The sequence below is a fragment of the Chryseobacterium sp. MMS23-Vi53 genome (genome assembly GCF_047651245.1).
Classification (GTDB): Bacteria; Bacteroidota; Bacteroidia; order Flavobacteriales; family Weeksellaceae; genus Chryseobacterium.
In genome coordinates, this window is record NZ_CP180265.1 from 621,273 (window position 1) to 647,852 (window position 26,580).

At 34.0% G+C, this 26,580-nt stretch carries 22 protein-coding genes; 8 read left to right on the plus strand and 14 right to left on the minus strand.

Annotation, left to right across the window (positions count from 1 at the left end; all coding sequences use genetic code 11):
• Positions 1-66: 66 nt before the first annotated feature.
• Entirely contained in the window at positions 67-660 is a 594-nt protein-coding gene (locus ACKX2A_RS02920; RefSeq protein WP_415327539.1) for a TetR/AcrR family transcriptional regulator, read from the minus strand.
• Between the two features lie 181 nt (positions 661-841).
• On the opposite strand from ACKX2A_RS02920, the gene ACKX2A_RS02925 reads away from it, so the two are divergent.
• The gene (locus ACKX2A_RS02925; protein ID WP_415327540.1) at positions 842-4,762 is read left to right on the plus strand and encodes a T9SS type B sorting domain-containing protein; all 3,921 of its coding nucleotides are present in this window, start codon (positions 842-844) and stop codon (positions 4,760-4,762) included.
• Positions 4,763-4,798: 36 nt separating this feature from the next.
• Here ACKX2A_RS02925 and ACKX2A_RS02930 read toward each other — a convergent pair whose 3' ends face one another.
• Genes ACKX2A_RS02930 through ACKX2A_RS02940 form a run of 3 tightly spaced genes read right to left on the minus strand, consistent with a single transcriptional unit; the run spans position 4,799 to position 6,721 of the window.
• The gene (locus ACKX2A_RS02930; RefSeq protein ID WP_415327541.1) at positions 4,799-5,623 is read right to left on the minus strand and encodes a S1 RNA-binding domain-containing protein; all 825 of its coding nucleotides are present in this window, start codon (positions 5,621-5,623) and stop codon (positions 4,799-4,801) included.
• A 47-nt stretch (positions 5,624-5,670) separates the two neighbouring features.
• Positions 5,671-5,856, minus strand: a complete 186-nt coding sequence (locus ACKX2A_RS02935; protein ID WP_415327542.1) for a hypothetical protein — start codon at positions 5,854-5,856, stop codon at positions 5,671-5,673.
• 4 nt (positions 5,857-5,860) lie between these two features.
• Positions 5,861-6,721: a DUF4476 domain-containing protein gene (locus tag ACKX2A_RS02940; protein WP_415327543.1), complete on the minus strand. Its 861-nt coding sequence runs from the start codon at positions 6,719-6,721 to the stop codon at positions 5,861-5,863.
• Positions 6,722-6,858: 137 nt separating this feature from the next.
• On the opposite strand from ACKX2A_RS02940, the gene ACKX2A_RS02945 reads away from it, so the two are divergent.
• The gene (locus ACKX2A_RS02945; RefSeq protein ID WP_415327544.1) at positions 6,859-7,347 is read left to right on the plus strand and encodes a hypothetical protein; all 489 of its coding nucleotides are present in this window, start codon (positions 6,859-6,861) and stop codon (positions 7,345-7,347) included.
• A 129-nt stretch (positions 7,348-7,476) separates the two neighbouring features.
• Here ACKX2A_RS02945 and lpdA read toward each other — a convergent pair whose 3' ends face one another.
• The 4 genes from lpdA to recQ form a co-directional block, all read right to left on the minus strand.
• Positions 7,477-8,880, minus strand: coding sequence for a dihydrolipoyl dehydrogenase (gene lpdA / locus ACKX2A_RS02950; RefSeq protein WP_415327545.1), 1,404 nt, complete (start codon positions 8,878-8,880; stop codon positions 7,477-7,479).
• Between the two features lie 190 nt (positions 8,881-9,070).
• A complete protein-coding gene (locus ACKX2A_RS02955; RefSeq protein WP_415327546.1) occupies positions 9,071-9,418 on the minus strand; it encodes a hypothetical protein in 348 nt (115 codons plus the stop codon).
• A gap of 50 nt (positions 9,419-9,468) precedes the next feature.
• Complete coding sequence (locus ACKX2A_RS02960; protein WP_415327547.1) at positions 9,469-10,548, minus strand: glycosyltransferase; 1,080 nt, start codon at positions 10,546-10,548, stop codon at positions 9,469-9,471.
• A 225-nt stretch (positions 10,549-10,773) separates the two neighbouring features.
• Positions 10,774-12,978, minus strand: coding sequence for a DNA helicase RecQ (recQ, locus tag ACKX2A_RS02965; protein ID WP_415327548.1), 2,205 nt, complete (start codon positions 12,976-12,978; stop codon positions 10,774-10,776).
• 157 nt (positions 12,979-13,135) lie between these two features.
• Here recQ and ACKX2A_RS02970 point away from each other — a divergent pair, with 157 nt between their 5' ends.
• The 4 genes from ACKX2A_RS02970 to ACKX2A_RS02985 all read left to right on the plus strand — a co-directional run bounded on the left by ACKX2A_RS02970 (position 13,136) and on the right by ACKX2A_RS02985 (position 19,214).
• Positions 13,136-14,095: a KpsF/GutQ family sugar-phosphate isomerase gene (locus tag ACKX2A_RS02970; protein ID WP_415327549.1), complete on the plus strand. Its 960-nt coding sequence runs from the start codon at positions 13,136-13,138 to the stop codon at positions 14,093-14,095.
• Positions 14,096-14,275: 180 nt separating this feature from the next.
• Entirely contained in the window at positions 14,276-15,103 is an 828-nt protein-coding gene (gene tatC, locus ACKX2A_RS02975) for a twin-arginine translocase subunit TatC (RefSeq protein WP_415327550.1), read from the plus strand.
• A 435-nt stretch (positions 15,104-15,538) separates the two neighbouring features.
• Positions 15,539-17,170, plus strand: a complete 1,632-nt coding sequence (locus ACKX2A_RS02980) for a M1 family metallopeptidase (protein ID WP_415327551.1) — start codon at positions 15,539-15,541, stop codon at positions 17,168-17,170.
• A gap of 187 nt (positions 17,171-17,357) precedes the next feature.
• Positions 17,358-19,214, plus strand: a complete 1,857-nt coding sequence (locus tag ACKX2A_RS02985) for a peptidase M61 (protein ID WP_415327552.1) — start codon at positions 17,358-17,360, stop codon at positions 19,212-19,214.
• Positions 19,215-19,447: 233 nt separating this feature from the next.
• On the opposite strand, the gene ACKX2A_RS02990 is transcribed toward ACKX2A_RS02985, so the two are convergent.
• From ACKX2A_RS02990 to pepE, 3 genes are all read right to left on the minus strand, one after another.
• Entirely contained in the window at positions 19,448-20,602 is a 1,155-nt protein-coding gene (locus tag ACKX2A_RS02990) for an ATP-binding protein (protein ID WP_415327553.1), read from the minus strand.
• 6 nt (positions 20,603-20,608) lie between these two features.
• Positions 20,609-21,979 carry a D-alanyl-D-alanine carboxypeptidase/D-alanyl-D-alanine-endopeptidase gene (dacB, locus tag ACKX2A_RS02995; RefSeq protein WP_415327554.1) on the minus strand — a complete coding sequence of 457 codons (1,371 nt, stop codon included), beginning with the start codon at positions 21,977-21,979 and terminating at the stop codon, positions 20,609-20,611.
• 122 nt (positions 21,980-22,101) lie between these two features.
• Complete coding sequence (gene pepE, locus ACKX2A_RS03000; protein WP_415327555.1) at positions 22,102-22,794, minus strand: dipeptidase PepE; 693 nt, start codon at positions 22,792-22,794, stop codon at positions 22,102-22,104.
• A gap of 185 nt (positions 22,795-22,979) precedes the next feature.
• Here pepE and ACKX2A_RS03005 point away from each other — a divergent pair, with 185 nt between their 5' ends.
• Positions 22,980-23,522, plus strand: coding sequence for a tetratricopeptide repeat protein (locus tag ACKX2A_RS03005; protein ID WP_415327556.1), 543 nt, complete (start codon positions 22,980-22,982; stop codon positions 23,520-23,522).
• Between the two features lie 101 nt (positions 23,523-23,623).
• Here the strand turns inward: ACKX2A_RS03005 and ACKX2A_RS03010 are convergent, their stop codons facing one another.
• The gene (locus ACKX2A_RS03010; protein WP_415327557.1) at positions 23,624-24,109 is read right to left on the minus strand and encodes a YdeI/OmpD-associated family protein; all 486 of its coding nucleotides are present in this window, start codon (positions 24,107-24,109) and stop codon (positions 23,624-23,626) included.
• 124 nt (positions 24,110-24,233) lie between these two features.
• Between ACKX2A_RS03010 and fsa the strand changes: the two genes are divergently transcribed.
• The gene (gene fsa / locus ACKX2A_RS03015) at positions 24,234-24,887 is read left to right on the plus strand and encodes a fructose-6-phosphate aldolase (protein WP_415327558.1); all 654 of its coding nucleotides are present in this window, start codon (positions 24,234-24,236) and stop codon (positions 24,885-24,887) included.
• Between the two features lie 132 nt (positions 24,888-25,019).
• Here the strand turns inward: fsa and ACKX2A_RS03020 are convergent, their stop codons facing one another.
• Positions 25,020-25,580 carry a sugar O-acetyltransferase gene (locus tag ACKX2A_RS03020; RefSeq protein WP_415327559.1) on the minus strand — a complete coding sequence of 187 codons (561 nt, stop codon included), beginning with the start codon at positions 25,578-25,580 and terminating at the stop codon, positions 25,020-25,022.
• A 106-nt stretch (positions 25,581-25,686) separates the two neighbouring features.
• Entirely contained in the window at positions 25,687-26,577 is an 891-nt protein-coding gene (locus tag ACKX2A_RS03025; protein ID WP_415327560.1) for a GLPGLI family protein, read from the minus strand.
• Between the last annotated feature and the right edge of the window lie 3 nt (positions 26,578-26,580).

Genomic DNA, 26,580 nt, shown 5'->3' on the forward strand with positions numbered 1-26,580 from the left:
AATTCTTTGTCTTCGGTGTTTTTATTTCTAAAGGACGAATCATTTCTTAAAATACTTTAACAAATATTAATTTTTAAATAAAATATTTAAAATAATTTCCTTTCGTTCCGAAATAATTCGGTCAAACTCTTCTTCGGATATCATTAGATTTTCCATCAGCAAAGGTCTTACCGCACTTGGAAAAACCAATAATGAAATCATATTCAAAACAAACTGAATAGGCTCCATTTTTTCGATGTTTCCTAGTTCCATTTCTTTTTTGATATCTACGTAAAGTTTATTCAATTCATCTTCTTCGATGTCTTTTTGATGACAGTTCCCTTTATTGATCTGTGAAACAATGTAGGTTTCAAGGTATGGATATTGCAGACTTGTCGTTAAGCTATGTTCAATAAACTGTGCCATTTTTTCTTTGAAAGGAAGATCTGAATTCTGAATTACTTTAGATTTTTCCTGTTCTACTTTCTGCGCTTCATTGAAGACAATTTGGATCAAATTATCTCTCGAACGAAAATAATAATTGATAAGCGTTCTGTTTACTCCTGCAGCATCAGCAATCTCCTGCGTTGTAGCATCGAATTTACCCTTCACAAAGAATAAATTCTTTGCTGTCTCTTTGATTAATTCTTGTGTTTGGTCTTTTTTTGCTTGATTTGACATTTTTGTTAAACATATTTGTGCAAATGTAAATCAAAAAACATTTTTGACAAAATTGTTAAACAAAAAAATTAAACAAAATTGTATGACTTGCGTCAGGTTTTGCATAATTCCGTTGTATTACTATTTCTTAATCTTTGATAAACAGGACTATTTTTTATCTTTGCGCAAAAATTAGTAACCGATGCGAAAAATATTGTTTCTCTTCACAGTTTTCTGCTGTGGATTTTTGTTTTCTCAAAACAAAATTTCAAAAAACAATGATTATTATTTTTACGAAAACAAAGGGCAAATCGTAGATCAGGATGGAAAGGAAAACCCTGCAGTAAAATACCTTTTCCACTCTGCAGGCTTGAATGTACAGCTTCGTTCCAATGGATTTTCTTATGATCTTTATGAAACAAAGAAAACGATAAATCCTAATTCCTCAAAGTTTAGAAAAGATGAATCTATTAAAGGACAAACGTACTATCATGATGAATTTAATTATGAAAATCTGTTTCATAGAATTGATATTGAATTAATTAATTCTAATAAAACAGCGAAAATTGTTGCAGAAGGCAAGTCTCCAGATTATGATAATTACTTCAACATTCCCCATAAACCGAAAGGTGTAACGAATGTTTATCGTTATCAAAAAGTTTTGTATAAAAATATTTATCCAAATATTGATTTGGTATTTTTTAAACCTAATGACACTTTAAAACCAATTGAATATAATTTTATCATTAATCCAGGCGGAAAAATTTCAGATATTAAAATGAAATTTAATGGAGTTTCAACTTCTATCAAAGAAGCTAAACTTTTAATGAAAGTTCGCTTTGGAGAGATGTATGAAAATATTCCAAACAGTTGGATTTTAGGAAGCAAAAAGGAAAATATTGATGTTGCTTTTAAAGATTTAGGTGATCAAACTTTTGGATTTAATGCTCCTATTAATTCTTCTGATAAAACTATTGTAATAGATCCGGTTCCAACGAGAATTTGGGGTAGCTATGCCGGTGGTTTTGGAGAAGATTATGGAAAAATAAAAACGGATTCTCAAAGTACAGGATATATTTTTGGTACTACAGCAAGTCCAACAAACATTTCTACTTCAGGAGCTTATCAACAAAATCTCAATGGAGGTTTTGATGCCTTCCTAATGAAAATTACAAAAAATGGACAAAAGTTATGGAGTACTTATTTTGGAACAATAAAAGATGATTCATTTATTGATGTTGTATTTGATGAAAATTTTAATATTTATGCAGGAGGTGAGATTTTAAGACAGGCAACTAACCAAGATGTTGTGCTGGTAAAATTTGACACCAATGGTATGCTTATTTATCAAAAAGATTTTATAGGAAACTCTCCGGAAGATTTCTATACAATTTCATATAACAACAATCAGGTTTTTCTTGGCGGACAAACAATGAGTGCGGATTTTCCAAGTTTAAATGCTCCTCAACCTACTAAACTTAGTCCGAACGGGTATACAGATGGTTTTATTACTACTGTAGATGCTGTAACTGGTAATACTTTACGATCAACATTTTTTGGAGCATCAGATCACTCAACTTCAATTTTTAATATTTTTTCTTCAACAGGTGACCTGGAAGTTATTGGAGCAACACGATCTCCAAATGTTCCGATGATAAATCCTTTTCAGTCTACTTTTGCAGGAGTAACTGATGGATTGTATTTAAAATTTTCAAAAACTACAGGTACTTTGCTTAGGTCCAGCTATTTTGGAAATTCTATTCAGGATTATGTATGGGAAGCGAGAATTGTAAACAATACGTTAATACTTGCAGGAGAATTTCCTGATCTTACAGGCCCCGTCTATGGACCTGCCGGAATTTGGAAAATAGATCTGAATACAAATATTGTGACTAAAACTAATTTACCTTTCCAATATCAGCTTCAACTTACAGCGCATATTGATAATACGGGTAATGTATTTTTTGCAGGATTATGTCATCATCTCCATCAAACAGATATTGCAACACCCAACGCTTACATGGAAGATACCGGACCATACATAAAAACATTTATGATAAAGTATGATTCTAATATTGTAAAACAATGGGGAACTTTTTATGGAGGCAACGGAGGCACACAGCTCGGATATGTTACAAAAGATAATGAGGGTTCTATCTATTTTACAGGTATGTCCAGCAATAATACTACAGGAATTGCTACTCCCGGAACATTTCAACAACAAGGAGGTCATCCCTCAAATGATATGTTTATTGCTAAATTCCAAGATTGTACTTCTTCTGCTGTAGTTTCATCAAACTCTCCGGTCTGCATCAATTCAACCCTTCAATTAAATGCAGCCGGTGGAACAACTTACAATTGGACAGGACCGAATGGATTTACATCAAACCAGCAAAATCCAACAATTCCAAATGCTACAGCAGCAAATGCAGGAACGTATACTTGTCAAGTTACGGGTTCAGGAGCTTGTGATGGAAGTTTTACGGTAAACGTAGTTGTGGGAGACAATGTCGCTCCCGTTCCCAATGCAACAACTCTTCCGGACGTTACAGGAGATTGCCATACCCTTGTTTCAAATATTCCGACAGCAACAGATAATTGTGCCGGAATAATTAATGCAACAACGACAGATCCGCTTTCCTATTCTCTTCCAGGAACTTACATTATTCACTGGATTTTCAATGATGGAAACGGAAATACAGCTACACAAAATCAAAACGTTATTGTTACAGCTCCTGCTCTACCAACAACAACAAATACTCAACAAATATTCTGTAAAACAAACAATCCGAAAATTTCTGACATTCAGATTACAGGACAAAATATAAAATGGTATGATGCTGCGGGAAATATTTTAGCACCGACAACAATTTTGGTTAGCGGACAAACATATTATGCTTCTCAAACTATAAATGGGTGCGAAAGTAATAAAATTTCGATTCAAGTTACCGTAAATGAAACCCCAAAACCTACAGGAAATTTAACGCAAGATTTCTGTGCTTCTGCAAGTCCGACTTTAGCGAATCTCGTAGTGACCGGAACAGCTTTAAAATTTTATGATGCGGCAGGAAATGTACTTCCATTAACAACACTGCTTGTTCATGGTGCAACGTATTTTGTAACACAAACTTTGAATAATTGCGAATCGGAAAAATCAGCAATCGCTGTTACACTCTCAACAAATAATGTTCCTGCTAACGATTATAATACAGTTTTATGTAATAATACAACAGGAAATTCTATGGTTGTGAATTTAACTTCCTATCAAGCAAATCTTATTGCAAATCCAGCTGGTTATACATTTATTTATTCTGATACTGCTGGAAATGTGATTTCGAACCCATCAAATTATACTTTAAATGTTGGTCCGATTGTTATTAATGTAAAAGTTTCTACACCGGATGGTTGTTTTAAAATCGTTAGATTAAGTTTAACATTAAATCCAAAACCAGAATTCAGTCTTCCTGAGAGAATAGATTTTTGTAAAGGAAAAACGATTACACTGGATGCAGGAAGCGGTTATTCAACCTATTTATGGAGTACAGGAGCAACAACTCAATCGATCACGGTTTCTACCCCGGGGAATTATTCTGTAACAGTTACGAATAGTTTTGGCTGCCAGAATACAGACAATATTCAGGTAAGTTATACGGTTTTGCCGGAGATTACGGCTGTTAATATTAGCAATAATTCCGCAACAATTATTCTTTCAGCAACAGGTAGTTTTGAGTATTCACTAGATAATTTTGCCTGGCAGGATTCTAATGTTTTCACGAATTTAAATATTGGAGATTATATCGTTTATGTAAGAACAAAGGGAGGTTGTGTTATTGGCCAAAAACCTTTTTCAATCTTTAATATTCCGAATGCATTTACACCAAACGGAGATGGTTACAACGATAAATGGAAAATTTCAGGACTGGAAAATTATCCAGGTACAGAGGTGAATGTTTATGATAGAAGAGGTCTTCCGGTTTTCAAGGAAGTGATGACGAAAAAACCTCTGGAATGGGACGGAAAACTGAACGGAAGCCCGATCCCGACAGGAAATTACTGGTACACAATAAAAGTTTCCGACGGTAGAGCTTATACGGGTTGGTTACTGATTAAAAATAGAGAATAAACAAAAACGAGCAGAAATTTCTGCTCGTTTTTTATGTTATAATAATTTGATTTTATCTTCTAAAATATCGATAATTTTATCTTTATAAAGTCCGCCAATCGCTTTCTTGAAGTTCTTTTTACTCATCTGAACTTCATCTTTAATTTCTTCCGGAGAAGATTTATCTGAAAGGTGAAGCAATCCGTAATTTTCTTCTAGTTTATTTAAGATTTTTTGCTTGAATTCATCAATGTTTTCGAAGCCTTGAGGTTGAAGAGAAACATCTATTTTACCATCTTCACGAATTTCTTTAATGTAACCCGATTCTTCTGATAAAGGATATAATTTCTTAAAAACATCGGAAGCATAGATCAATCCGATATATTTTTTATTGATTACCACATTCCAGCCTAATTCGCTTTCATTCATCATGATTAAATCTACTTTATCCCCTTTTTGGAAAGGCAGATTCTCATATTGAGGATTTCTTTTAAACTTGGTTGTTCCTGTAATTAAATCTAAAGTTTCATCAATATAAATATGGACTAAATATCTTTTTCCTTCAATAATTTTAGTTTTCTGCTGTTTATAAGGGATAAATAAATCTTTGATGATTCCCCAATCCATAAAAGCTCCACTTGGAAGGCTCTGAACTGCACTCATAACCGCAAACTCTCCTACTTCTGCCAAAGGAATTTCGGTTGTTGCTTTCAGTTTATGATCATCCTGATACACAAAAACCTCCATATCTTCACCAATTTCTTTTTCATCCTGAATGAAAATTTTAGGTAAAAAAGCTTTTTCACCAGATTCGTCTGATAAAATCCATCCTGAATTGTTTTTGTCTGAAATTTGTAAAGTTTGAGTTTTTCCGGGTTGCATGTATGATAAATTAGTCGACAAAGGTACGGAAATTTGAAGATTTCAACCTATTGATATTCTTTTAAATCTTTTTTCAAGGATTCAGTTTCCTGCCAATAGTCTATATTTTCTTCCCTATTATTCGGCTCTCCAAGAGTTTTTATCAGCTTTTTATTTTGATAATAATATCTTGCTTCATTAATTTTTTGAGGAGTTTTAATGTATCCATTTTCATCAACAGCCTGAAATTTCAATAATTTAATATGCTGAAACAAAATCCATAACTTCTCTTCTACTGCTTTCAAAATCTAAAGCATCATACACTATAAAATATTTCTGCTTGTCTACACATTTGGAAAATAACGATTTGGCTAATGTAATCCTATTCTTATCAAAGCTTAAATCTTTCACTAAAATCCCAATCTGTTCCGAAGTAAACATTGCATGACGTCCTTGCTGATTAATAAATGCTATTTTCTTATCATCAAACCATGCGTCTTTCTTCATCGTTGTAAAAAACTGCTGAAAAGTCTGGTTATCCATCACATTTGGGTAATTTAGGCTTCCATTGTTTCCTGAATTTCCGTAAGGATTATTCCAGACATCATTCCAATTATCAAACTCATACGACAGATTTTTCACGGGATAGGAATCCAATAAAAACAGACCTTCATTTGTAAAAAAATCCAGTACCAATCTGCTGTTATTTCTGACATTTAAAGTCGTTCTGTACAACAAATATCCATTATCATAAATAGAAACCGGAATTCTTCCCGAAGGCAAATCGAAAAAACGGAATTTCCCCGAATTATTTGATATAAACTGATCGCCCACTTCTACACTGAAAAACCCCTGCTCAGGAATTCTCAGAAAAACCTCAGAATATCCGTCATTCTGATTCCATTGATAGATCGGCTTTTTATTTCTTGATCCTGTACTATTTGGATTTCTAAATCCCGAATTATTATTATTTTTTGAACCTAAATTTTTATTGGAACTCACATTTCCCATTTCGGTTTTTGAGGCTTCATTTCTTAACAGTTCACCTGCTTTTCCTGCTTCCTGCCCAAAAGAATAAACTGAGATAAGAAACAACACACCCGTCAATATATTTTTCATAAATATTTTTTTAATCTCGATGTCCATTTCTATGCCAAAAAAAGATCATATTAAGCTTCTGATCATTCTCTTTTAAATAAATTTTAAAAAGTTCATTTATCAAAAAAATAATCATAGTTTTATAAAAACATATATATATGTCTCTAAGAAAACCAATCACTTACACTCTTTTTATAGTATCCGGAATAATTTCCTGCTCAAAAACACCAAAAATCAATGATGAATTCAGGGATACTGTAATTTCAAAAATGAATCTTCATAAGGATACGCTGCAGGTTTTTAATCAGTTTTTAGATCATCTGGATTCGAAAAATAAAGCTTTTGGAGATTATTATATCAAAACCCATCGGGATATTCAGGACTCTTGTGACAAAGTTTTAGCCGCTAAATATGAGCCTGAACATTTTGTTTATAATGAACATACCCCGGAAGATTTTGAATATCTGCATAAGATCACAGCACAATCACATAATGATTATTATAAAAAATTAGATATTGATACCAGTAAAATTTATATGATTGAATGGGTTATCAATTCAAGTCCTGATATTAAAAAGTATTTAAATCAAAAATACGGTCTGCAACTCTTTATTCCGGAAGATTATCCTCAAGATGCAGTAAAATAAAATAATCTTCTTTTTTATGAGATTATTTATAATTGCCTTGAATGAAGCACTGCTACCATATTGATAAAACAAAAAAGAGAGACAAAAGTCTCTCTTTTATTATTAAAATGATTGATTTCTAATCAAATATTACATGTGAATAGGTCTTTTTGCTGTAGCATCCAAAGCCGCTTCTTTAATAGCTTCTGCATACGTTGGGTGAGCGTGAGAACTTCTTGCAATATCTTCAGCACTTGCACGGAATTCCATTGCAATTACTCCTTCTGCAATCAAATCGGCAGCCCTTGCTCCTACAATGTGCATTCCTAAAACTTCATCCGTTTTTTCGTCTGTGATAATTTTAACCAAACCATCAACATCACCACTCGCACGGCTTCTTCCTAAGGCTCTCATTGGGAAAGATCCTACTTTATAAGCAACACCTTCTTCCTTCAATTGCTCTTCAGTTTTACCAACTCCGGCAACTTCCGGCCAAGTGTAAACAACACCAGGAATCAGGTTATAGTTAACGTGAGGTTTTTGTCCAGCCAACGTTTCAGCAACGAAAACTCCTTCTTCTTCAGCTTTATGAGCCAACATTGCCCCTTTAATAACATCCCCGATTGCGTAGATGTTTGCAACGTTTGTCTGTAAGTGATCGTTTGTTTTTACTCTTCCTCTTTCGTCTAGCTCAACACCAGCTTTCTCCAGTCCTAGTCCGTCTGTGTAAGGTTTTCTCCCTACAGAAACTAAACAGTAATCTCCTTCAACAACTACCTCTTCTCCTTTTTTATCTTTAGCCGTAATTTTTACCGTATCTCCATTTCTTTCCACTGCAGAAACCGCTGTAGAAAGCATGAACTTCATTCCTTGTTTTTTAAGAACTTTAGTTAATTCCTTACTTAAAGCTCCATCCATCGTAGGAATAATTTTATCCATGAACTCAACCACAGTTACCTGAGCGCCTAATCTTAAATAAACAGAACCTAATTCAAGACCGATAACTCCCCCACCGATAACTACTAGATGCTTAGGAATTTCCTTAAGATTTAAAGCTTCTGTAGAAGTAATCACTCTTTCTTTATCTAAAGTAATGAAAGGTAAAGAAGATGGTTTAGAACCCGTTGCAATGATTGTATATTTAGAATCGATCGTTTCAGTAGAACCGTCGTTTTTCGTTACTTTGATCTGAGTAGCAGATTCGAAGCTTCCAACGCCTTCAAAAACAGTGATTTTGTTTTTGTTCATCAGGTAATTGATTCCGTCTGTATTTTGTTTTACCACCTCATTTTTACGCTCGATCATTCTTGCGATATCAGCCTGCGGCTCATTGATAATGATTCCGTGACCTGCAAAATTGTGTTTCGCGTTCTCAAAATGCTCAGAGCTGTCTAGAAGTGCTTTTGACGGAATACATCCTACATTCAGACAAGTTCCTCCCAAAGTTGGATATTTTTCGATAATTGCTGTTGTGAAACCTAATTGTGCAGCACGAATTGCAGCAACATAACCACCAGGACCAGAACCGATTACGGTAACATCGAATTGACTCATGTTATTATATGAATTTGTTTATTATTATCTCTTTAATTCTTACAAATTTAACGATTAATTACCACGTGAGAAAGTGAGATTTGTCAAATTTTCAAAGTTGGAGGATGAGTGATGGAAGTTTAAAGTATTGCGTATATTTTTTGAAAGCAATCGCTATATATGGTCTTCTAGCATCTAGCCTCCAGCACGTCTACAAATCTAAATTCAATTTCCCTTCTCCAAATTCTATCTTATCTTCAAAATAAGAACCTCCATAAACATACCATTCAAGGCTTTCCAAAAATTCCACTGCGTTTTCAGGAGTAATGTTCGGACGGTCTTTTTTAGTGACAATTCCTTTGTACCATCTGTCTGATTGAGGATTTTCAGACTTCATAAAATAATAAATCCAAATTCTCTGACAAAGTTTGCACTGTTGAATCGCAACTTTTGCGTCTCTTCCGTTGGTGTGATCTATTCCTATTTCTGAAGTTCTGTACTCAGTATAAGTTGAAGTAGGTTTTTCGCAGGCGCATCCAATTTTTGGGATTTTATTCATTTCTGAAACTGATTTTAGATAAAAATTAAAGGCATCAAAAGTAAGAAATATTATTTCATCAAATCCAATAAAACCTTTTCATATTTATCTAAAATAATATTCTTTGAAAAGCGGGATTTTATAGAATTTTTTATAGAATCTTTATCATAACTTCCATGAAGAATTCTCATGATAATCTGTGAAAAATCTTCGTGGTTTTCTATGTCTGAAATTTCGCCGTTGGTATTATCCTGAATAATTTCGTTGATTCCTCCAGGACAGTTATTGGCCAAAGAATACGTTCCGCATGCTCCGGCTTCCAGTAAAACATTCGGAAAACCTTCATATCTTGAAGAAAGAATAAACAGATCCGCATACTTCAAAAACTGATACGGATTTTCCTGTCTTCCATGAAAAATAACATTTTCCAGTCCTAAAAAATCTTTCATTTGATGTAAAACTTCCCGATCCTGTCCGTCACCTAAAATATGAAGTAGAATATTTTCATTTTTAAGTCTTGAAAAAACTTTGAGCAAATTATCAAACCCTTTTCTTGCCGATAAATTTCCGATGGCTACAACGTTCTTATAGTTGTACTTATAACATTCAGGTTTGGAAGAAACGGCTAATTTCTGGTCAATAAAATCAAAATCTACAGGATTATTGATTTTAATAATTTTATTGGATTTTATCTTGAAATTGCCTGTGAGATCGTTCATCATATCATCGCTTTGTGCAATGATCTTATCATAATTATTATAGAAATTATAGAAAAATTTTATCTCTTTTCTTGTAACGTGCTGTGTAACAACATTAGTTTCTCTCGCAATAAATTTCGTTTTTGGAAATAGCTTTATAAAGAGTGATAAATAAGCGTTTACCTCCCCAAAACCGGAAAAAACAATATCTGGTTTTCTACGGTAAATTTCCCTTAAAATTGGTTTTAAAGAATGTCGGATTCTTTCAGTATCTACGTCGATTATTTCAACATCATCTTTTAAAATTTTAAGGTAGCCACCTTTTTTACGTAAAAGCAAAATCTTGGGTTCAAATCGATCTCGAGAGAGGTGATTCGCAATGGTGGTAACAATCCTTTCTGCGCCTCCGGTTTCCAAATCCGGCAGAATAAAAATTACAGAAATCTTTTTCATCACTGTAAAATTAGTAAAAAGTTTTGGTAACGTTTAATCCCAACTCGTAATTAATGATTTTTAACTTAAAATTTAAATTATCTTTAAAATTTTCTATCATCCAAGTTTGTCATAGAAATGGGAATGACAAGCTAAACGTTAAAATTCTTACTCATTTTAAATAAAAAAGAAACTCTTTTGGGAAAGAATTTCTTTTAATATCATTTCGTTATCGTTTAAAATCATTTAATTGGCAACATCGCTGATGAATTTTATTCTCAACATTCTTACTTCTTCATCTGAAAGTTCGTCTCCGAATTCATCTAATAGAACTTTCATGCTGTCACTTTCAGATTCCGTCATGAATTCCATAAAACCATCTACAATATCTTCATCAAAATTGTCTTCGATATAATAATCAATATTCAACTTAGTTCCTTGATAAACAATACTTTCCATTTCCTTCAACAGTTCATCCATTGAAAGATTTTTGGCTCTTGCAATATCTTCAAGATCGATCTTTTTATCGGTACTTTGGATGATGAAAACTTTATGGCTGGATTTGTTCGCAACCTGTTTCAGCACCATATCCTGAGTACGTTCGATGTTATTCTCCTCTACATATTTGCTGATGAAATCTGCGAATTCTTTACCGAATTTTTTAGCTTTTCCTTCGCCAACTCCATAAATTTTCGCAATTTCTTCAACAGTAATCGGATACTGAACTGTCATATCCTCCAAACTAGGCTCCATGAAAACTGTGTAAGGCGGAATTCCATGTTTTTTTGCTACTTTTTTTTGTAAATCTTTCAGCAAAGTAAAGAGATTTTGATCCAAACCACCCGCAGACTGTTGCTGAATCTGATCGCTTTCTGCTTTGGTTTGACTCAAATCAAATTCTCGATCTTCAGCAATTAAGAAAGAATGTTCTAGTTTTCCTTCTAAAACCAATTTTCCTCTTTCAGCAATCTTTAAAACTCCATACGTTTCAATGTCTTTTTGCAAGAAATTCTGAACCGTTGCCTGTCTCAAAATGGTTTTCCAGTGGTTGTCTTTTTCCTCTTTTCCGAAACCGAAATAGGAAGCCTGCTCTAGTTTATAAGACTTCGTTACTGCAGTTTCTTTACCTACAATCACAGAAATTAAATCTTTGGATTTAAATTTTTCACCTGTTTCATTGATTAATTCAAGGACTTTTTTTAAATCATCCGTTGCATCTTTCAGTTTTGGCGGGTTTGAGGAATTATCACACATTTTTGCTCCATCACCGTGGATCGGATCGAAATTTTCGCCAAAATAATACAGAATATATTGTCTTCTGCTCATGGAAGTTTCGGCATAACCAACAACTTCATTCAACAACTGCAATCCGATTTCTCTTTCAGAAACAGGTTTTTGAGCTAAGAATTTCTCCAGCTTTTCAATATCTTTCGGATCATAGAACGCCAAACAATGACCTTCTCCTCCATCTCGACCTGCACGACCGGTTTCCTGATAATAACTTTCTAAAGATTTTGGAAAATCATAGTGAATCACAAATCGTACATCCGGCTTGTCGATTCCCATTCCAAATGCAATCGTTGCGACAATTACATCAACCTCTTCCATCAGAAATTTATCCTGATTTGCCACTCTCACTTTTTGGTCAAGGCCTGCGTGATAAGGCAAAGCATTAATTCCGTTTACCTGCAAAAGCTGTGCAAATTCTTCAACCTTTCTACGGCTTAAACAGTAAACAATTCCCGATTTTCCTTTGTGTTGATTGATAAATTTCACAATCTCTCTATCAACATTTACTTTTGGCTGTACTTCATAATAAAGATTGGGCCTGTTGAAACTTTCCTTGAAAACCATTGCACTGCTCATTCCCAAAGTTTTTTGGATATCATCCTGCACTTTCGGTGTTGCAGTCGCCGTTAAAGCAATCACTGGAACATCCGCAATTTTATCTATAATTGATTTTAAATTTCTGTATTCCGGTCGGAAATCGTGCCCCCATTCCGAAATACAGTGCGCCTCGTCGATAGCAAAGAAAGAAATCTTTACATCTTTTAAAAACTCTAAATAATCTTCCTTAATTAAGGATTCCGGAGCCACATACAGAAGTTTTGTCTTGCCACTTGTGATGTCATCAAAAACCTGTTTGGTCTGTGTCTTATTTAATGATGAATTTAAAACGTGTGCTACTCCGTCATCAGATGAAAGTCCGTTTACCGCGTCCACCTGATTTTTCATTAACGCTATTAATGGCGAAACTACTATTGCCGTACCCTCCGAAATAAGTGCCGGAAGCTGATAACATAAGGATTTTCCTCCTCCAGTAGGCATCAACACAAATATATCCTTCCCATTCAACAGGTTTTCTATAATTTGTTCTTGTTGTCCTTTAAAAGTAGAAAACCCGAAATATTTTTTCAATTCGCCTGATAAATTGGCTTTTTTTGCGCTCATCTAATTTTCTATTGCTAAATTTGCATTTAACCCAAAGTTATGAATTTTTCGCTTAAAATAAAAGTGAACGAATTTATTAAAAATAAAATTTATATTAAATATCCTTTTTAAAATATAACATTTTTTAAGAGATTTTTTATATACCTATCAGCGTAAAATGGAAAAAAGCAACATCATTTCAATAGCGAAAAGCACTTTAGAAATAGAAATTTCGGAACTTGAAAAACTTAAAAACAGACTCGATGAAGATTTTGCAAAAGCAGTCGAAATTATTCATTCTGCAAAAGGAAAGTTAATTGTTGTAGGAATTGGAAAGTCTGCACATGTTGGAAATAAGATCGTTGCAACGTTGAATTCGACAGGGACTCCTTCTCAATTCCTACATGCTTCGGAAGCCATTCATGGAGATTTAGGAGTTATTCAAAAACAGGATGTCGTTTTATGCATCTCAAATTCAGGGAATTCTCCTGAAATTGTAAACCTTGTTCCTTATCTGAAAGATTATTCTTCTGCTTTAATTGGAATGACCGGAAATAAATCAAGCAAACTGGCAGAATTTTCCGAAATTATTCTAGATACTCATGTTGATATGGAAGCCTGTCCAAACAAACTGGCTCCAACAAGTTCAACAACGTTACAAATGGCTCTGGGAGATGCTTTGGCGATTGCATTAATGGAAATGAATGATTTTCAAGCGAATGATTTTGCTAAATTCCATCCGGGTGGAAGTTTAGGGAAAAATTTAATTTCCAAAGTGGATGATTTTCTTTCTTCACAAAAACCACAAGTAACAGAAAACGAAACCGTTAAAGATGTTATTATTTCCATCAGCAGTTCACGACACGGAATCACGGTTGTAACGAATGACAATGAAATTATTGGCGTCATCACCGACGGAGATTTAAGAAGGATGCTTTTAAAAGGTGATGATATTTCTAAAGTTTTGGCGAAAGATATTATGTCTTTAAACCCAAAATCGATCGAAAGAACAGCTTTGGCAAAAGAAGCCATGAAAATTTTAAAGGAAAACAACATCGGACAGCTAATCGTAACCGAAAACGGAAAGTATTTCGGAATTATAGATCTTCATAAGTTGTTGGATGAAGGAATAAATTAAGCTGGAAGTCTTGAAACTGGAGGCTGGAAGTTTATTTTTGAACCGTTTAATTGCACGTGAAAACTCGTAATTAAAAACAAAAATAATTACAATATTTTAAACTTACATCTTCCATCGCCCAACTTCCTACATTACTGAAACTTTTTTCATAAATTTGAAGCCGTAAAAAAATATTATTCTGTGAGCGAAGCTAAAGACATGTCCTTCCTTGGACATATTGGAGAACTAAGAGGTCATCTTGTACGCTCGATTCTTGCTATTATTGTTGCGGCGGTGATTGTCGGCTTTAATATCAACTGGATCATGGATCACATCTTTTTTGGTCCTACGAGAAATGATTTTCCTACTTTTAAAATTGTAAATCACTTTTCCAGAATGATTTTAGGAGAAGACAGCATTCACCTTCCCAAAGATTTTCCGGTTCGTGCGAGTAAATTGTATCAGCAATTTAATGTGATGATGGCGGTTTCTATTTTTGGTGGGATTGTGGGGGCTTTTCCTTATATTGTCTGGGAACTTTGGAGATTTATTAGTCCGGCTTTGCATCCAAAAGAGAGAAAAAATTCAATATTTATTATTAATTCGGTTTGGATTTTATTCATAACTGGAGTTTTATGCGGATATTTTTTAATTCTTCCCTTTGCGATCAATTTTGGGGTTATATTTAAAATCTCAGATATCATTGTACCGCTTTATGATTTGAGCGATTATACGACTTTGTTTTTGCAGGTAATTTTGGGGATGGGGGTAATTTTTCTTTTCCCGGTACTTATTTATTTCCTTACCTCAATCGGGATTTTAACGCCAATATTTATGAGAACATACCGTCGTCATGCGATTGTTTTGATTATGGTTGTTGCCGCAATCATCACTCCGGCAGATGTTTTAAGTATGTTGATGGCAGCCTTCCCATTGGTTTTATTATATGAATTCAGTATTTTGATGTGTGCTTATACTTATAAAAAAGTACAGAAAGCAGCAGAAAATTTACCGGCAGTTCAGAAGTAACTTTTATCTAAAATTTTAATTAAAAATATATTCCCGTAGAATTTTTTCTGCGGGATTTTTTATAGTCATTACGAACAATTAATCAGCTAAAAACCATCAACCATCAACTATTTAGAAGCTATTTCCCGCTTTCCGCTGTATCTTTTGGGTTACGTTCTCCACTTCGTTCCGAGCGCAACCCAAAAGGATGTCGCTGCAATCGGGGCTAGTAACTTGCGAACGTGAAAAAGTGAACGGTAAACTTTGGCATCTAAAAAATTAACAAGCAAAGCGAATTGACTATTCACATTCTAACCGCCCCGGCAAAGGAGAGGAATTTAGATATTGTAACAAAATCTCAATTCTCTCGTCTAATGAAATAGATGTAATAATTTATACTTTCTAAATTTTACAATCAATTAATTTTTTATTTTTGGTAGATTAATTTTAATTCAAATGAAAAAGCTGTCGTATACACTTTTATTTGCATCAGGACTTGTTTTCGGACAGTTCTTCGAAAAAGATAAAGTTTTTACAAAACAAGATACTCTGAAAGGTTCCAATACAGAATTCCGAAATTTTTGGGATGTAAAAAAATACGACCTGTCCGTAGAACCTGATTTTGCACAGAAAAGTATTAAGGGAAACAATAAAATCAGTTTCGAGATCATAAAAGATGTTACAAATCCGACTTTCCAGATCGATTTGCAGCAACCGATGAAAGCTGATAAAGTGGAAGCGAGTTTCCCAATTGCAGAATATAAGCAGGACGGTGACTTTATCTGGATCAAAAGCAATAAAAGCTTCAAAAAAGGCGAAAAATATACTATCGATGTTACTTATTCCGGAAATCCGACGATTGCAAAACGTGCACCGTGGGACGGAGGCTGGGTTTTTACGACCGACGAAAAAGGAAATCCATGGATGAGCGTTGCCGATGAAGGAATCGGAGTTTCGCTATGGCTGCCAACAAAAGATATTTGGAGCGATGAACCAGATAATGGAATCGTCATGAAAATTATTACACCAAAAGATTTAGTGGGAGTTGGAAACGGAAGGCTTATTGATAAAAAGCCTCAAGGTGATAAGACGATATACACTTGGGAAGTTAAAAATCCAATTAATGGCTACTCTATTATTCCTAATATCGGAAAATATGTGAATTTTAAAGACACTTTTAATGGAGAAAAAGGAAAACTGGATCTTGATTATTGGGTGATCGATTATAATTTAGACAAAGCAAAAAAACAGTTCCAACAAGTAAAACCGATGCTTTCAGCATTTGAATATTGGTTTGGACCTTATCCTTTCTACGAAGATTCTTATAAGCTGGTTGATTCGCCTTATTTAGGAATGGAACATCAGAGCAATGTTGCTTACGGAAACGGATATCAGAATGGATATCTTGGAAGAGATCTTTCCGGGACAGGTGTAGGATTAAATTGGGATTTTATCATCATCCACGAAAGTGGTCATGAGTGGTTTGCGAATAATATCACAGCCAAAGATCAGGCCGATATGTGGATTCATGAGAGTTTTACCAATTATTCTGAGGTATTATTTACCGAAAAATATATGGATAAAAAATCTGCTGATCAATACGCTGTAGGAATTAGATCTGGTATTGAAAATGACGTTCCAATTATCGGAAAATATGGTGTGAGAAATGAAGGAAGCGGCGATATGTATCCGAAAGGAGCAAGTATGCTTCATACGATTCGCCAGGTCATTAATAATGATGATAAATTCAGACAGATCTTAAGAGGTTTGAATAAAGATTTTTATCATCAGACGGTTACTACACAACAAATTGAAGATTATATTTCCAAGAAATCGGGAGTTGATTTTTCAACAGTTTTCAATCAATATTTAAGATCGACAAAAGTACCAACACTTGAATATTCTCAAAAAGGAGAAGAGCTTAAATTTAGATACACAGACATTGTAAAAAATCTTAAGCTTCCGATTAGAATTGATGGTGAGCAAACGATAAATCCAACCGAACAATGGCAGACGATAAAGCTGAAGAAAGGAACTCCGGTGAATTTTAATCAGAATTATTATGTTCATTACAAAAAAGTGCAATAGTTTATTGTCAAAATAAAATCTGGGACAGAATCATCTTAATATGGTTCTGTCTTTTTTATTTAATTGACAGCAAAACACTATATGAAACGCATTTATGATTATATTCTGAAAAATTTAAGAAAAGTTTAATAAAATCTGCGTAACAAAATCGTTTTTTCAACAACTACTTAATTATAATTTGAACTCAATGAAAAAAATAGCACTAAGTTTAGGAGTCTTAACTGCCTTTTTAGTTAATGCTCAATCCATCAAAACCACCATCGATCTTGTGAATGTAAAAGATGACAAAGTGGCTGTAACGATGGAATTCCCAAAAATGAAATCCGGCGACGTGAAATTTCATTTTCCAAAAACTGTTCCCGGAACGTATTCTGTAGACGACTACGGAAGATTTGTAGAAGGCATCAAGTTTTTAGATAATAAAGGAAAAGAAATCGCTTTTACGAAAGTAAATGACAATACCTATTCGTTAAAAAACGCTCAGAATTTAAGCAAAATTACATACCTCGTGAATGACAGTTTTGATGACGAACTGGATGATTCTAAACATAAAGCTGTGTTTTCGCCTTCAGGAACAGATATTGAAGCGGGAAAAATTTATTTAATCAATACTCATGGATTCATAGGATATATCGACAATATGCAGGATGTTCCGTATCAGCTTGTCATCCAAAAACCTACAGATTTCTACGGAACGACAGCTTTGGTTGACCAAGATAAATCTGAATCGACAGATACTTTTACACTGGCCAATTATGCTAAAGTAACCGATTCGCCCCTGATGTACACAAAACCGGATTACATCACATTCAACGCAGGAGGAATGGATTTGGTTTTGGGAGTTTATTCTCCGACAGGAAAGTATAAAGCTGCAGATTTTAAAGAAAACTTAGAAAAAATGGTGGGGGCTCAAAAGAAATTTTTGGGTGACATGAATACCAATAAAAAATATGCGATCATGTTGTATCTTTCCGGGGGAGACGGACCGCAAATTAAAGGTTTCGGAGCTTTGGAACACCACGAATCGACAAGTGTTGTTTTGCCTGAAATGATGCCGAAAGACGCCATCGACAAGACAATTACAGATGTTGTTTCGCACGAATTTTTCCACACGGTGAATCCTTTGAAAACACATTCTGAGGAGATTCATTATTTCGATTATGCAGACCCGAAAATGTCTCAGCATCTTTGGATGTATGAAGGTGGAACTGAATACTTTGCCAATTTATTCCAGATCCAGGAAGGATTGATTACGAAGGATGAATTCCTGCAGAGAATTACAGAAAAAATCACCAATTCCAAGAATTATAACGATACAATGCCGTTCACGGTAATGAGTAAAAATGTTCTTAAGGATGAATATAAAGATCAGTACAGAAACGTTTATGAAAAAGGAGCGCTTCTGGCAATGTGTCTTGATATTGAACTGAGAAAACTGTCGAACGGTGAAATGGGTTACCGCGATATGATCAGAAAACTGTCTCAAAGATTCGGTGAAAACAAACCATTTAAAGATGACAAACTGATCGACGAATTGGTGACCGTTACAGGATACCCTCAGGTAAAAGATTTCTATAACAAATATATTGCAGGAGATCAGCCAACGCCTTATGCACAATACCTGAACATGGTAGGTGTAGAAACTAAAAAACAGGAAACACCTCCGATTTTCTGGTTTATTAAAGACCCGCAACAGACGGGTTATGACCAAAAAGACAATGCATTTGTTTTTGATGAAAATTCCGCTTTATCACCATTCTCAAAGAGCATCGGGTTTAAAATTACTGATAAAATTGTGGCTTTAGATGGGAAAACGCTGAATATTCAAAATATTCAGGAGTTTGTAAATTATGCTAAAACTGTTAAGGAAGGTCAAAATGTAACTGTAACTGTTCTAAGAAAGAATGGCGACAAAACCGATAAAATAGATCTTAAAGGAAAAGCTATTTTGGATAAAATGAGTGTAGAATCTCTTCAGTTTAAGGCAAATCCGACTCCGGCAGAACAAAAATTACAGGATCAGTGGTTGACAGGAAAAAAGTAGTTTTTAATGAAAAATTAATAATTGAGCGGGGAATTTTTCTCCGCTTTTTTCGTCATTGCGAGGAACGTAGTAACGAAGCAATCTCAATAAATATGGATTAAATTATTCAGTATCTACCATCTGGTTTGTCATTCCGTAGGAATTCAAGCTGCTTTTTTAAATTAAACCTTTACAAAATATGCCTAGATTTCTACGGAATGACAAACTACATGGGTTAATTAATGTCGGAAATTTTAAGTTTTTTTAATTGTAATTCTAAAAGTCGTCCCTTTTCCTACCTCTGTTTGTGCAATTTTGATATCCCCATTGTGATATTCCTGAACTACCCTTTTTGCCAAAGATAATCCCAATCCCCAACCTCTTTTCTTTGTTGAATATCCCGGTTTAAAAGCATTTCTCGCTTGCTGTTTTGTCATTCCGCTTCCGGTATCCTGAACTTCTACCACGATATTTTTATTTCTTTCAAAGACAGACATAGCAATCGAACCTTCTCCTTTCATAGCATCCACAGCGTTCTTAACCAAATTTTCGATCACCCAGCTCATCAGAATTTTGTTGTGTGGAACTGAAATATTATAATTCGGAAGGTGTAATCCAAAATTTATTTTTCGCGAAATCCTTGTCTTTAAATAATCATAATTCTCCTGAATCGTGGCTTCAAAGTCTGTATCATTCAACTCGGGAATAGAACCTATTTTTGAAAATCTTTCAGAAATGGTTCGCAGTCTTTCAATGTCTTTTTCAATTTCGTGAACACCTTCAGAATCGGGAGTATCTAGCTTCATAATTTCCATCCAGCCGATCATTGAGGAAAGCGGAGTTCCAATTTGATGTGCAGTTTCTTTCGCCAAACCAGCCCAAAGATACCCTTCATCAGTTTTTTTAATTGTTCTGAAAAACCAAAATGAAAAGCCAAAATAAGAAAGAATAAAAAGTCCTAAAATATAGGGTGAATACCGTAAATTATTCAACATTTCAGAGTTATCATAGTAAACAATTTGCTTGTTTCCTTTTACGATTTCAATCTCAATTGGAGAATAGCTTTTTGCCATTTTTTGAGCTAAAGCTTTTATTTTTTCTGGATTATTTTCAATATCTTGAGGAATATTTTTGTGCTCGATAATTTGATCATCTTTATCTAGAATAATCACCGGAATTGTTGTATTAGAACTATAAATTTGAAGAAGCAATCCCTGAATTTCAAGGCTTGGAGTTTGTATTTCCTGTTGAAATTTCAAAGCACTTACCAAAATATCAACCCTCTTCACTTCCTCTCTACGAAGGAAATTAATCACCATAGTGGAAGCAATAACGATGGTTAAAACAACAATCGTCATTAAGGTAAAAATAATCCAGTTATTAAATCTTGCAAAAATGGATTTTCTCAAAGTAATTTATTTTAAAACGTTCAGGATTTTCTGCAATTCTGCGCTTCCGCTTCCTTCGTAATTGTTGATGATAATTGAAAAAACATACTTTTTCCCATCTTTTGAAGTGTGATATCCTGCAAAAGATTTCGTGTCGCTCATCGTTCCGCTTTTCATTTTCATACCGTTATCCTGTGTCGGAAAACCATCGTAATAAGACTCAAACCACGGTTGTTTTTTAGCATACAATAAAGCCTGAACTTCAGCTTTTGCCGCAACGTAATTCTGTGGTGAAAGTCCGCTTCCATCAGCAAAATTAATCATATTCGGATTTATTCCTTTTGATTTCCAAAATTCCTTTAAATAAGCCACTCCACTTTTAAAACTTGGGTTTCCTTTTTTCTCTTTTCCAAGTGTTTTAATTAAAGTTTCACCATAAAGATTGATACTTTTTCTTAAAAACCAATAAATAATTTTATCTAAAGTCGGCGATTGATACGTAAAAATTACATTACTTTTCGGAACTTCCAATGCTTTTTTCCCTTCGATTTCAAGCTGGGAATTGGTCACAACTTTTCCTGAAAAATCAATTCCAGAGTCTTTTAACCATTGTTTTACTTCAACTCCTAATTGCAATGGAGGATTGGGTGTAGAGCCTGAAACCGTAACTGTTTTTGAAGGTAAAGTCCCGTTAATTAAGGCAACATTTGAATGTGGTGCAGTGAAAATCAAACTTTGATCTGAGTTTCCTCCAACTTTTAAATCATTCAGCCAGTTTACGCCTTCCAACGGATAAGAAAAACTTTTAAATTCGCTTCCATTAATATTGATATCAAACTGATTTTCACGCCAATTGACTCCCCAAACTCCTGCTCCGTAATAATTTCCTAAATCATTCCAAGGCCAACCTCCGGGAATTGTCTGGTGATCGAAATAAGAATCATCAACAACCAAATCACCTGAAATTTTTTTAATTCCGGATTTTTTTATGCTTTCAATTAATTTTTGTTTAAAATTTTCAGGTTTGTAGGAATCATATCTCCAGCTTCCCAACGTTGGATCGCCATTTGAACTGATGAAAAGATTTCCGTTCAAAGTTCCCTCAGAAATATTTCCTGAATAACTTGAAGATGTTGTGTATGTATAATTTTTGCCTAAAACCTCCAAAGCCGCACCTGCCGTAAATATCTTTTGAGTAGAAGCCGTAGAAAGCCCCTTATTTCCCTGATATTCATAAATAAAATTTCCGTTTTCGTCGGAAACATAGAACGATAAATTTGAAGAAATAGCTCCCGAAGAATTCATAAGACCTTTCGTAGCTGCATCCAGTTTTTCAGATATATTTTGAGCAAAAATAATTTGCGTTGTTAAAGTAAGAACTGCAAATGTGTTTTTCATTGCGTTTTTTGTTTTTCTACACTCATATTGTCATTCTGAGAAACGAAAAATCTGTTTCTTTATTTTCAGAATGATTTTATTGAGATGCTTGGACTTTAATTCAAATATAATTAAAATAAAATTTACAATTCAGAACCCGCTTCGATCTCGTAAGGTTCTTTATCTTTTTCAAAAATTCTTGTTAGCTCTTGCCCTTCAACGGTAATTTTATTTCCGATTCTTCTGATCCAGTTTCCTTCGCGAAGTCCGACAACTTTCAAATCATTTTGAGTCAAAAATTCTTTGATTCTTGTTTCTCTGGTTTCTCCATTATGCTTCAATTTCGGATTTGGATCGAGATAATGTGGATTTAAATTAAACGGTACCAATCCCATACAATCGAAACTTGAAGGGTAAACGATCGGCATATCGTTCGTTGTTTTCATATTTTCTCCTCCAATATTACTTCCGGCACTGCATCCAAGATACGGTTTTCCGCTTTCTACATTTTTCTTTAAAATAGACATTAAACCCTCTTCATGTAAAGTTTTAACCAATAAAAATGTATTTCCACCTCCTGTAAAAAATCCTTTTGCGCTGTTTACGGCTTCAATTTTATTTTCAAATTCGTGAAGTCCTTTTACTTTAATTTCAATGGTTTCGAAAAAAGAACGGGCTTTTGCGGTGTAATCTTCGTGAGAAATTCCGCTTGGTCTTGCAAATGGAACAAAAATTATTTCATCAATTCCTGCATATAGTTGAATTAGTTCTTCTCTTAAATATTCCAGATATTCTCCCCCAAAAAGTGTGGAAGTTGAAGCTAATATAATGTTCATACGATTGTTTTTGACTAAAAATTGTTGAAATACAAAGATACTCAAACCAGATCGAATCAAAAATTTAGATAAAAAAATAGTTGATCTTCTTAATATTCTCTAAAAAAACTTAATGGTTCTAAAATTTAAACTTTTATGGAATTATTATTGAATTTTAAACTATACAATTTGAAAAATATAAGATTATGAAAATGATTAAAATTGATATTAAAAACCTTTTTTTAGGATTAATATTTTTAGGAGGAGCGAGTTTTATGCATGCACAAACCACTCAAACAGATGCGACAGCAACAGCTCAAACACAAACAAACCCTACGATTGACGGACTTAAAAAACAAATTGAGACAAATCCAAAAGATACAGAAGCCTTAGCAAAACTGGCGGGAGCTTATCAGGAAGGATCGGATTGGCCAAATGCTATTGAAACATGGAAAAAAATATCAGCTTTATTGCCAGATTGGGCACCATCTTATTACAGCCAAGCCTATGCCTATCAAGCAAATAAGGATGATGCGAATGCAAAAACTGCTTACGAAAAGTATATTGCAACTGTAAAACCGGAAGAAGTTGAAGCCAATAAGAAAAATCTAGCATATGCTTATTTTTATGTTGCTTTCTCCGAACAAAAATCAGATCCGGCAAAAGCTAAAGAACATATTGCCAAGTCGATACAGTATGACCCAACCAATCAGGATGCTGTAAAACTTAGTCAAGCTTTAAATTCATAGTGAAGATAAGATCCAAGGAATTTTTCTTTGGATCTTATTTTTTATAAAAACTAAACCTTCAAGGTTTTCAAAATCTTGAAGTTGTTTGAATTCGTAAATTTTTAATTAATTTTCTTCCCAAAGAAATCGGTTTCGCCTGTTAAATGTTTGATTATTTTCTCAATATTTCTTTGGATGCTGGCTTCGGTTTTCAAATTATTGATGTAGCGAACCAGTTCTAATCTTCTTGATGGAATCAAATTTTCAAAGTTTTGTAAAGCAACAGAATTTTCGTTGATTGCTTTTTCTAAGTTTGGATGAATGGAAATCGTTCGGTCTGAATCATCAAATTCAACTGAAACTTCTATCATTTCACCAATTCTTTTGGGAGAGTCTTTTAGCATTGTTAAATTAATATACAAGCGCCATTCTCCTAAATATTTCATTAGATTTTGTTTAAACTCTTTATTGTTTACCATTCCTTTTACAGGAATCGGGCTTTTATTTTTTCCTGATTTTTCGAAAATTTCATTTAAAATTTCCTCTGGAAGAAAAACAAAAGGATTGATGCCGATAATTTCGAGTTTTGTTGTGAATTGGTTTTTCATGATTTGGCTTTAAGCAATATGCTATAGGCTAATTTAATACTTATTCTTTTAATTAATTCCATACAAAATTAAATTCCCTACTCGAAATGGAATGATTATATTTGTGTAATAAATCAGAAAACAAATGAAATTTTTTATTGACACTGCTAATTTAGAGCAAATAAAAGAAGCGAAAGATCTTGGAATCCTTGATGGAGTAACGACAAACCCATCTTTGATGGCGAAGGAAGGAATTCAGGGAGCTGAGGCGATCAAGAATCACTACAAAGCAATTTGCGAAATTGTAGACGGAGATATTTCTGCGGAAGTTCTTTCTACTACGTATGACGAAATGATTAAAGAAGGAGAAGAATTGGCAGCAATCCACCCGAATATTGTGGTAAAAATCCCAATGATTAAGGATGGTGTGAAAGCTTTAAAATATTTTTCTGACAAAGGAATCAGAACAAACTGCACTTTAATTTTCTCTCCGGGACAGGCACTTTTGGCTGCAAAAGCTGGTGCAACTTACGTTTCTCCTTTCTTAGGAAGACTTGATGATATTTCAACTGACGGACTAAATTTAATTCAGGAAATCAGATTGATTTTTGATAACTACATGTATGAAACTGAAATTTTAGCAGCTTCTATCCGTCACTCAATGCACATTATCGACTGTGCGAAGATTGGTGCAGATGTTATTACTTCACCACTTCCTCCGATCTTGAGCTTGTTGAAGCATCCTCTTACGGATAGTGGTTTGGCACAATTTGTTGCAGACTCTCAGAAATTGTCTTAATCAGATGATATTTTAGATACAGTTCGGCGCGGAAACTTCGTTTCCGCGCCGAACTTTTTTATTTGTATATTTTTATAATCTCTCGCTGATTTTGATAATGTTTATGTTTTAAATTATAATCTCAAAATCAATTTAATTATCAATATTTTTCACAACCTTACAAGGATTCCCGACTGCCACAACATTATCAGGAATATTTTTAGTAACAACGCTTCCCGCTCCAATTACAGCATTATCACCGATGGAAACTCCAGGCAAAACCACGACATTTCCACCCAGCCAAACATTGCTTCCGATCTTAATGCGATGTGCAGATTCTAAACCTTCATTTCTGCGTTTTACGTCAAGAGGGTGATTCGCCGTATAAAAACTACAGTTCGGACCTATGAAAACATTATCCCCAAAAATAACCTGAGCACAGTCTAAGATCACAAGATTATGATTGGCGTAAAAATTCTCTCCAACTTCGATATTATAGCCGTAATCGCACCAGAAATTGGGTTCAATACATATATTTTCTTTGGTTTTTCCTAAAATCTTTTTAATTAATTGAATCCGACCTTCAGCATCCGAATTTTTAAGCTGATTATATTCCTGACAAAGATCCTTTACGGCAATTCTTTCACTTATCAATTCCTGATCATAATTGGCATTATACAAAAGTCCTTTTGCGCATTTTTCCTTTTCTGTCATAATTGAGATTTAATGTTTAAAATTTAAAGATAATAAAAAGAAAGCAGGATGAATTTTAAAAATCCACCCTGCTTAAAATTAAAAAGTTACGGTTTGCTTTATTTTTTTATTTAAATAATTCAGGTTCTATTCTGTTATTATTTTTTTGAATTTCCAGTTTCGCACTTTTTTCCATGTTTCTGTACATTTCATTCATATCGATATCCTTTCCGTCTGCATTTTTCATTTTTACAACTGCACCTGCAGGAAGAGTACTCATTCTCTGCTTCATATCTTTAGTAGGATCTGCCTGATAATCTTTCCATGCTTTTCTGAACTGCTTTTTGCTGACTTCGATATCTTTATCATTTATCCCAAAAGTCATCACGCCCTGCAATTTAAGCTCTTCATCTGTACTTGCTTCTGTTTTTTTGTTACCGACTAAAGTCATGATGTGAGAACCTGTTTTATCTTCCAGTTTCACGATTAAACCTGGTAAACCATAGAATTTGTAAGGTCCATCCTGAAAAGGAATATCTGTACTAAACCATGCAATCCACTCTCTTCCACCGAAAGTTGTCGTTGCCTTTTGAGCATTGTAATCTCCAATTTTTTGCTTATCTGGAAGAATTTTCCATTCCGGCTTTTGATCTTCTTCAATTTTATAATTGGTTTGACCTATTTTTTCCGAAAGCGAAACTTTATAATCCGGATAAGTCTTTGTAACACTTGTATAAATCATTCCCGGCTTCATATTCCTTTTAATATTGATACTTCCGCCGAATCCGCCTTTCATCTGCTTCGTAATATCCGCCTTCATTGTAGAATCTGATACAAATTTCTCGCGGCTGTAATATTTCGAACCATTTTTATCAATGTCTAAAAGCATCATATCACTTTTCACATCTGCTTTATTGGTTGAGTCTGAAATGTATTTGTAATCGTAGTAAAATCTGTTGACCTGCGCATGAGCAATCAGTCCCAAGACGATTAAACCTAAAGCTAAAATTTTCTTCATAAT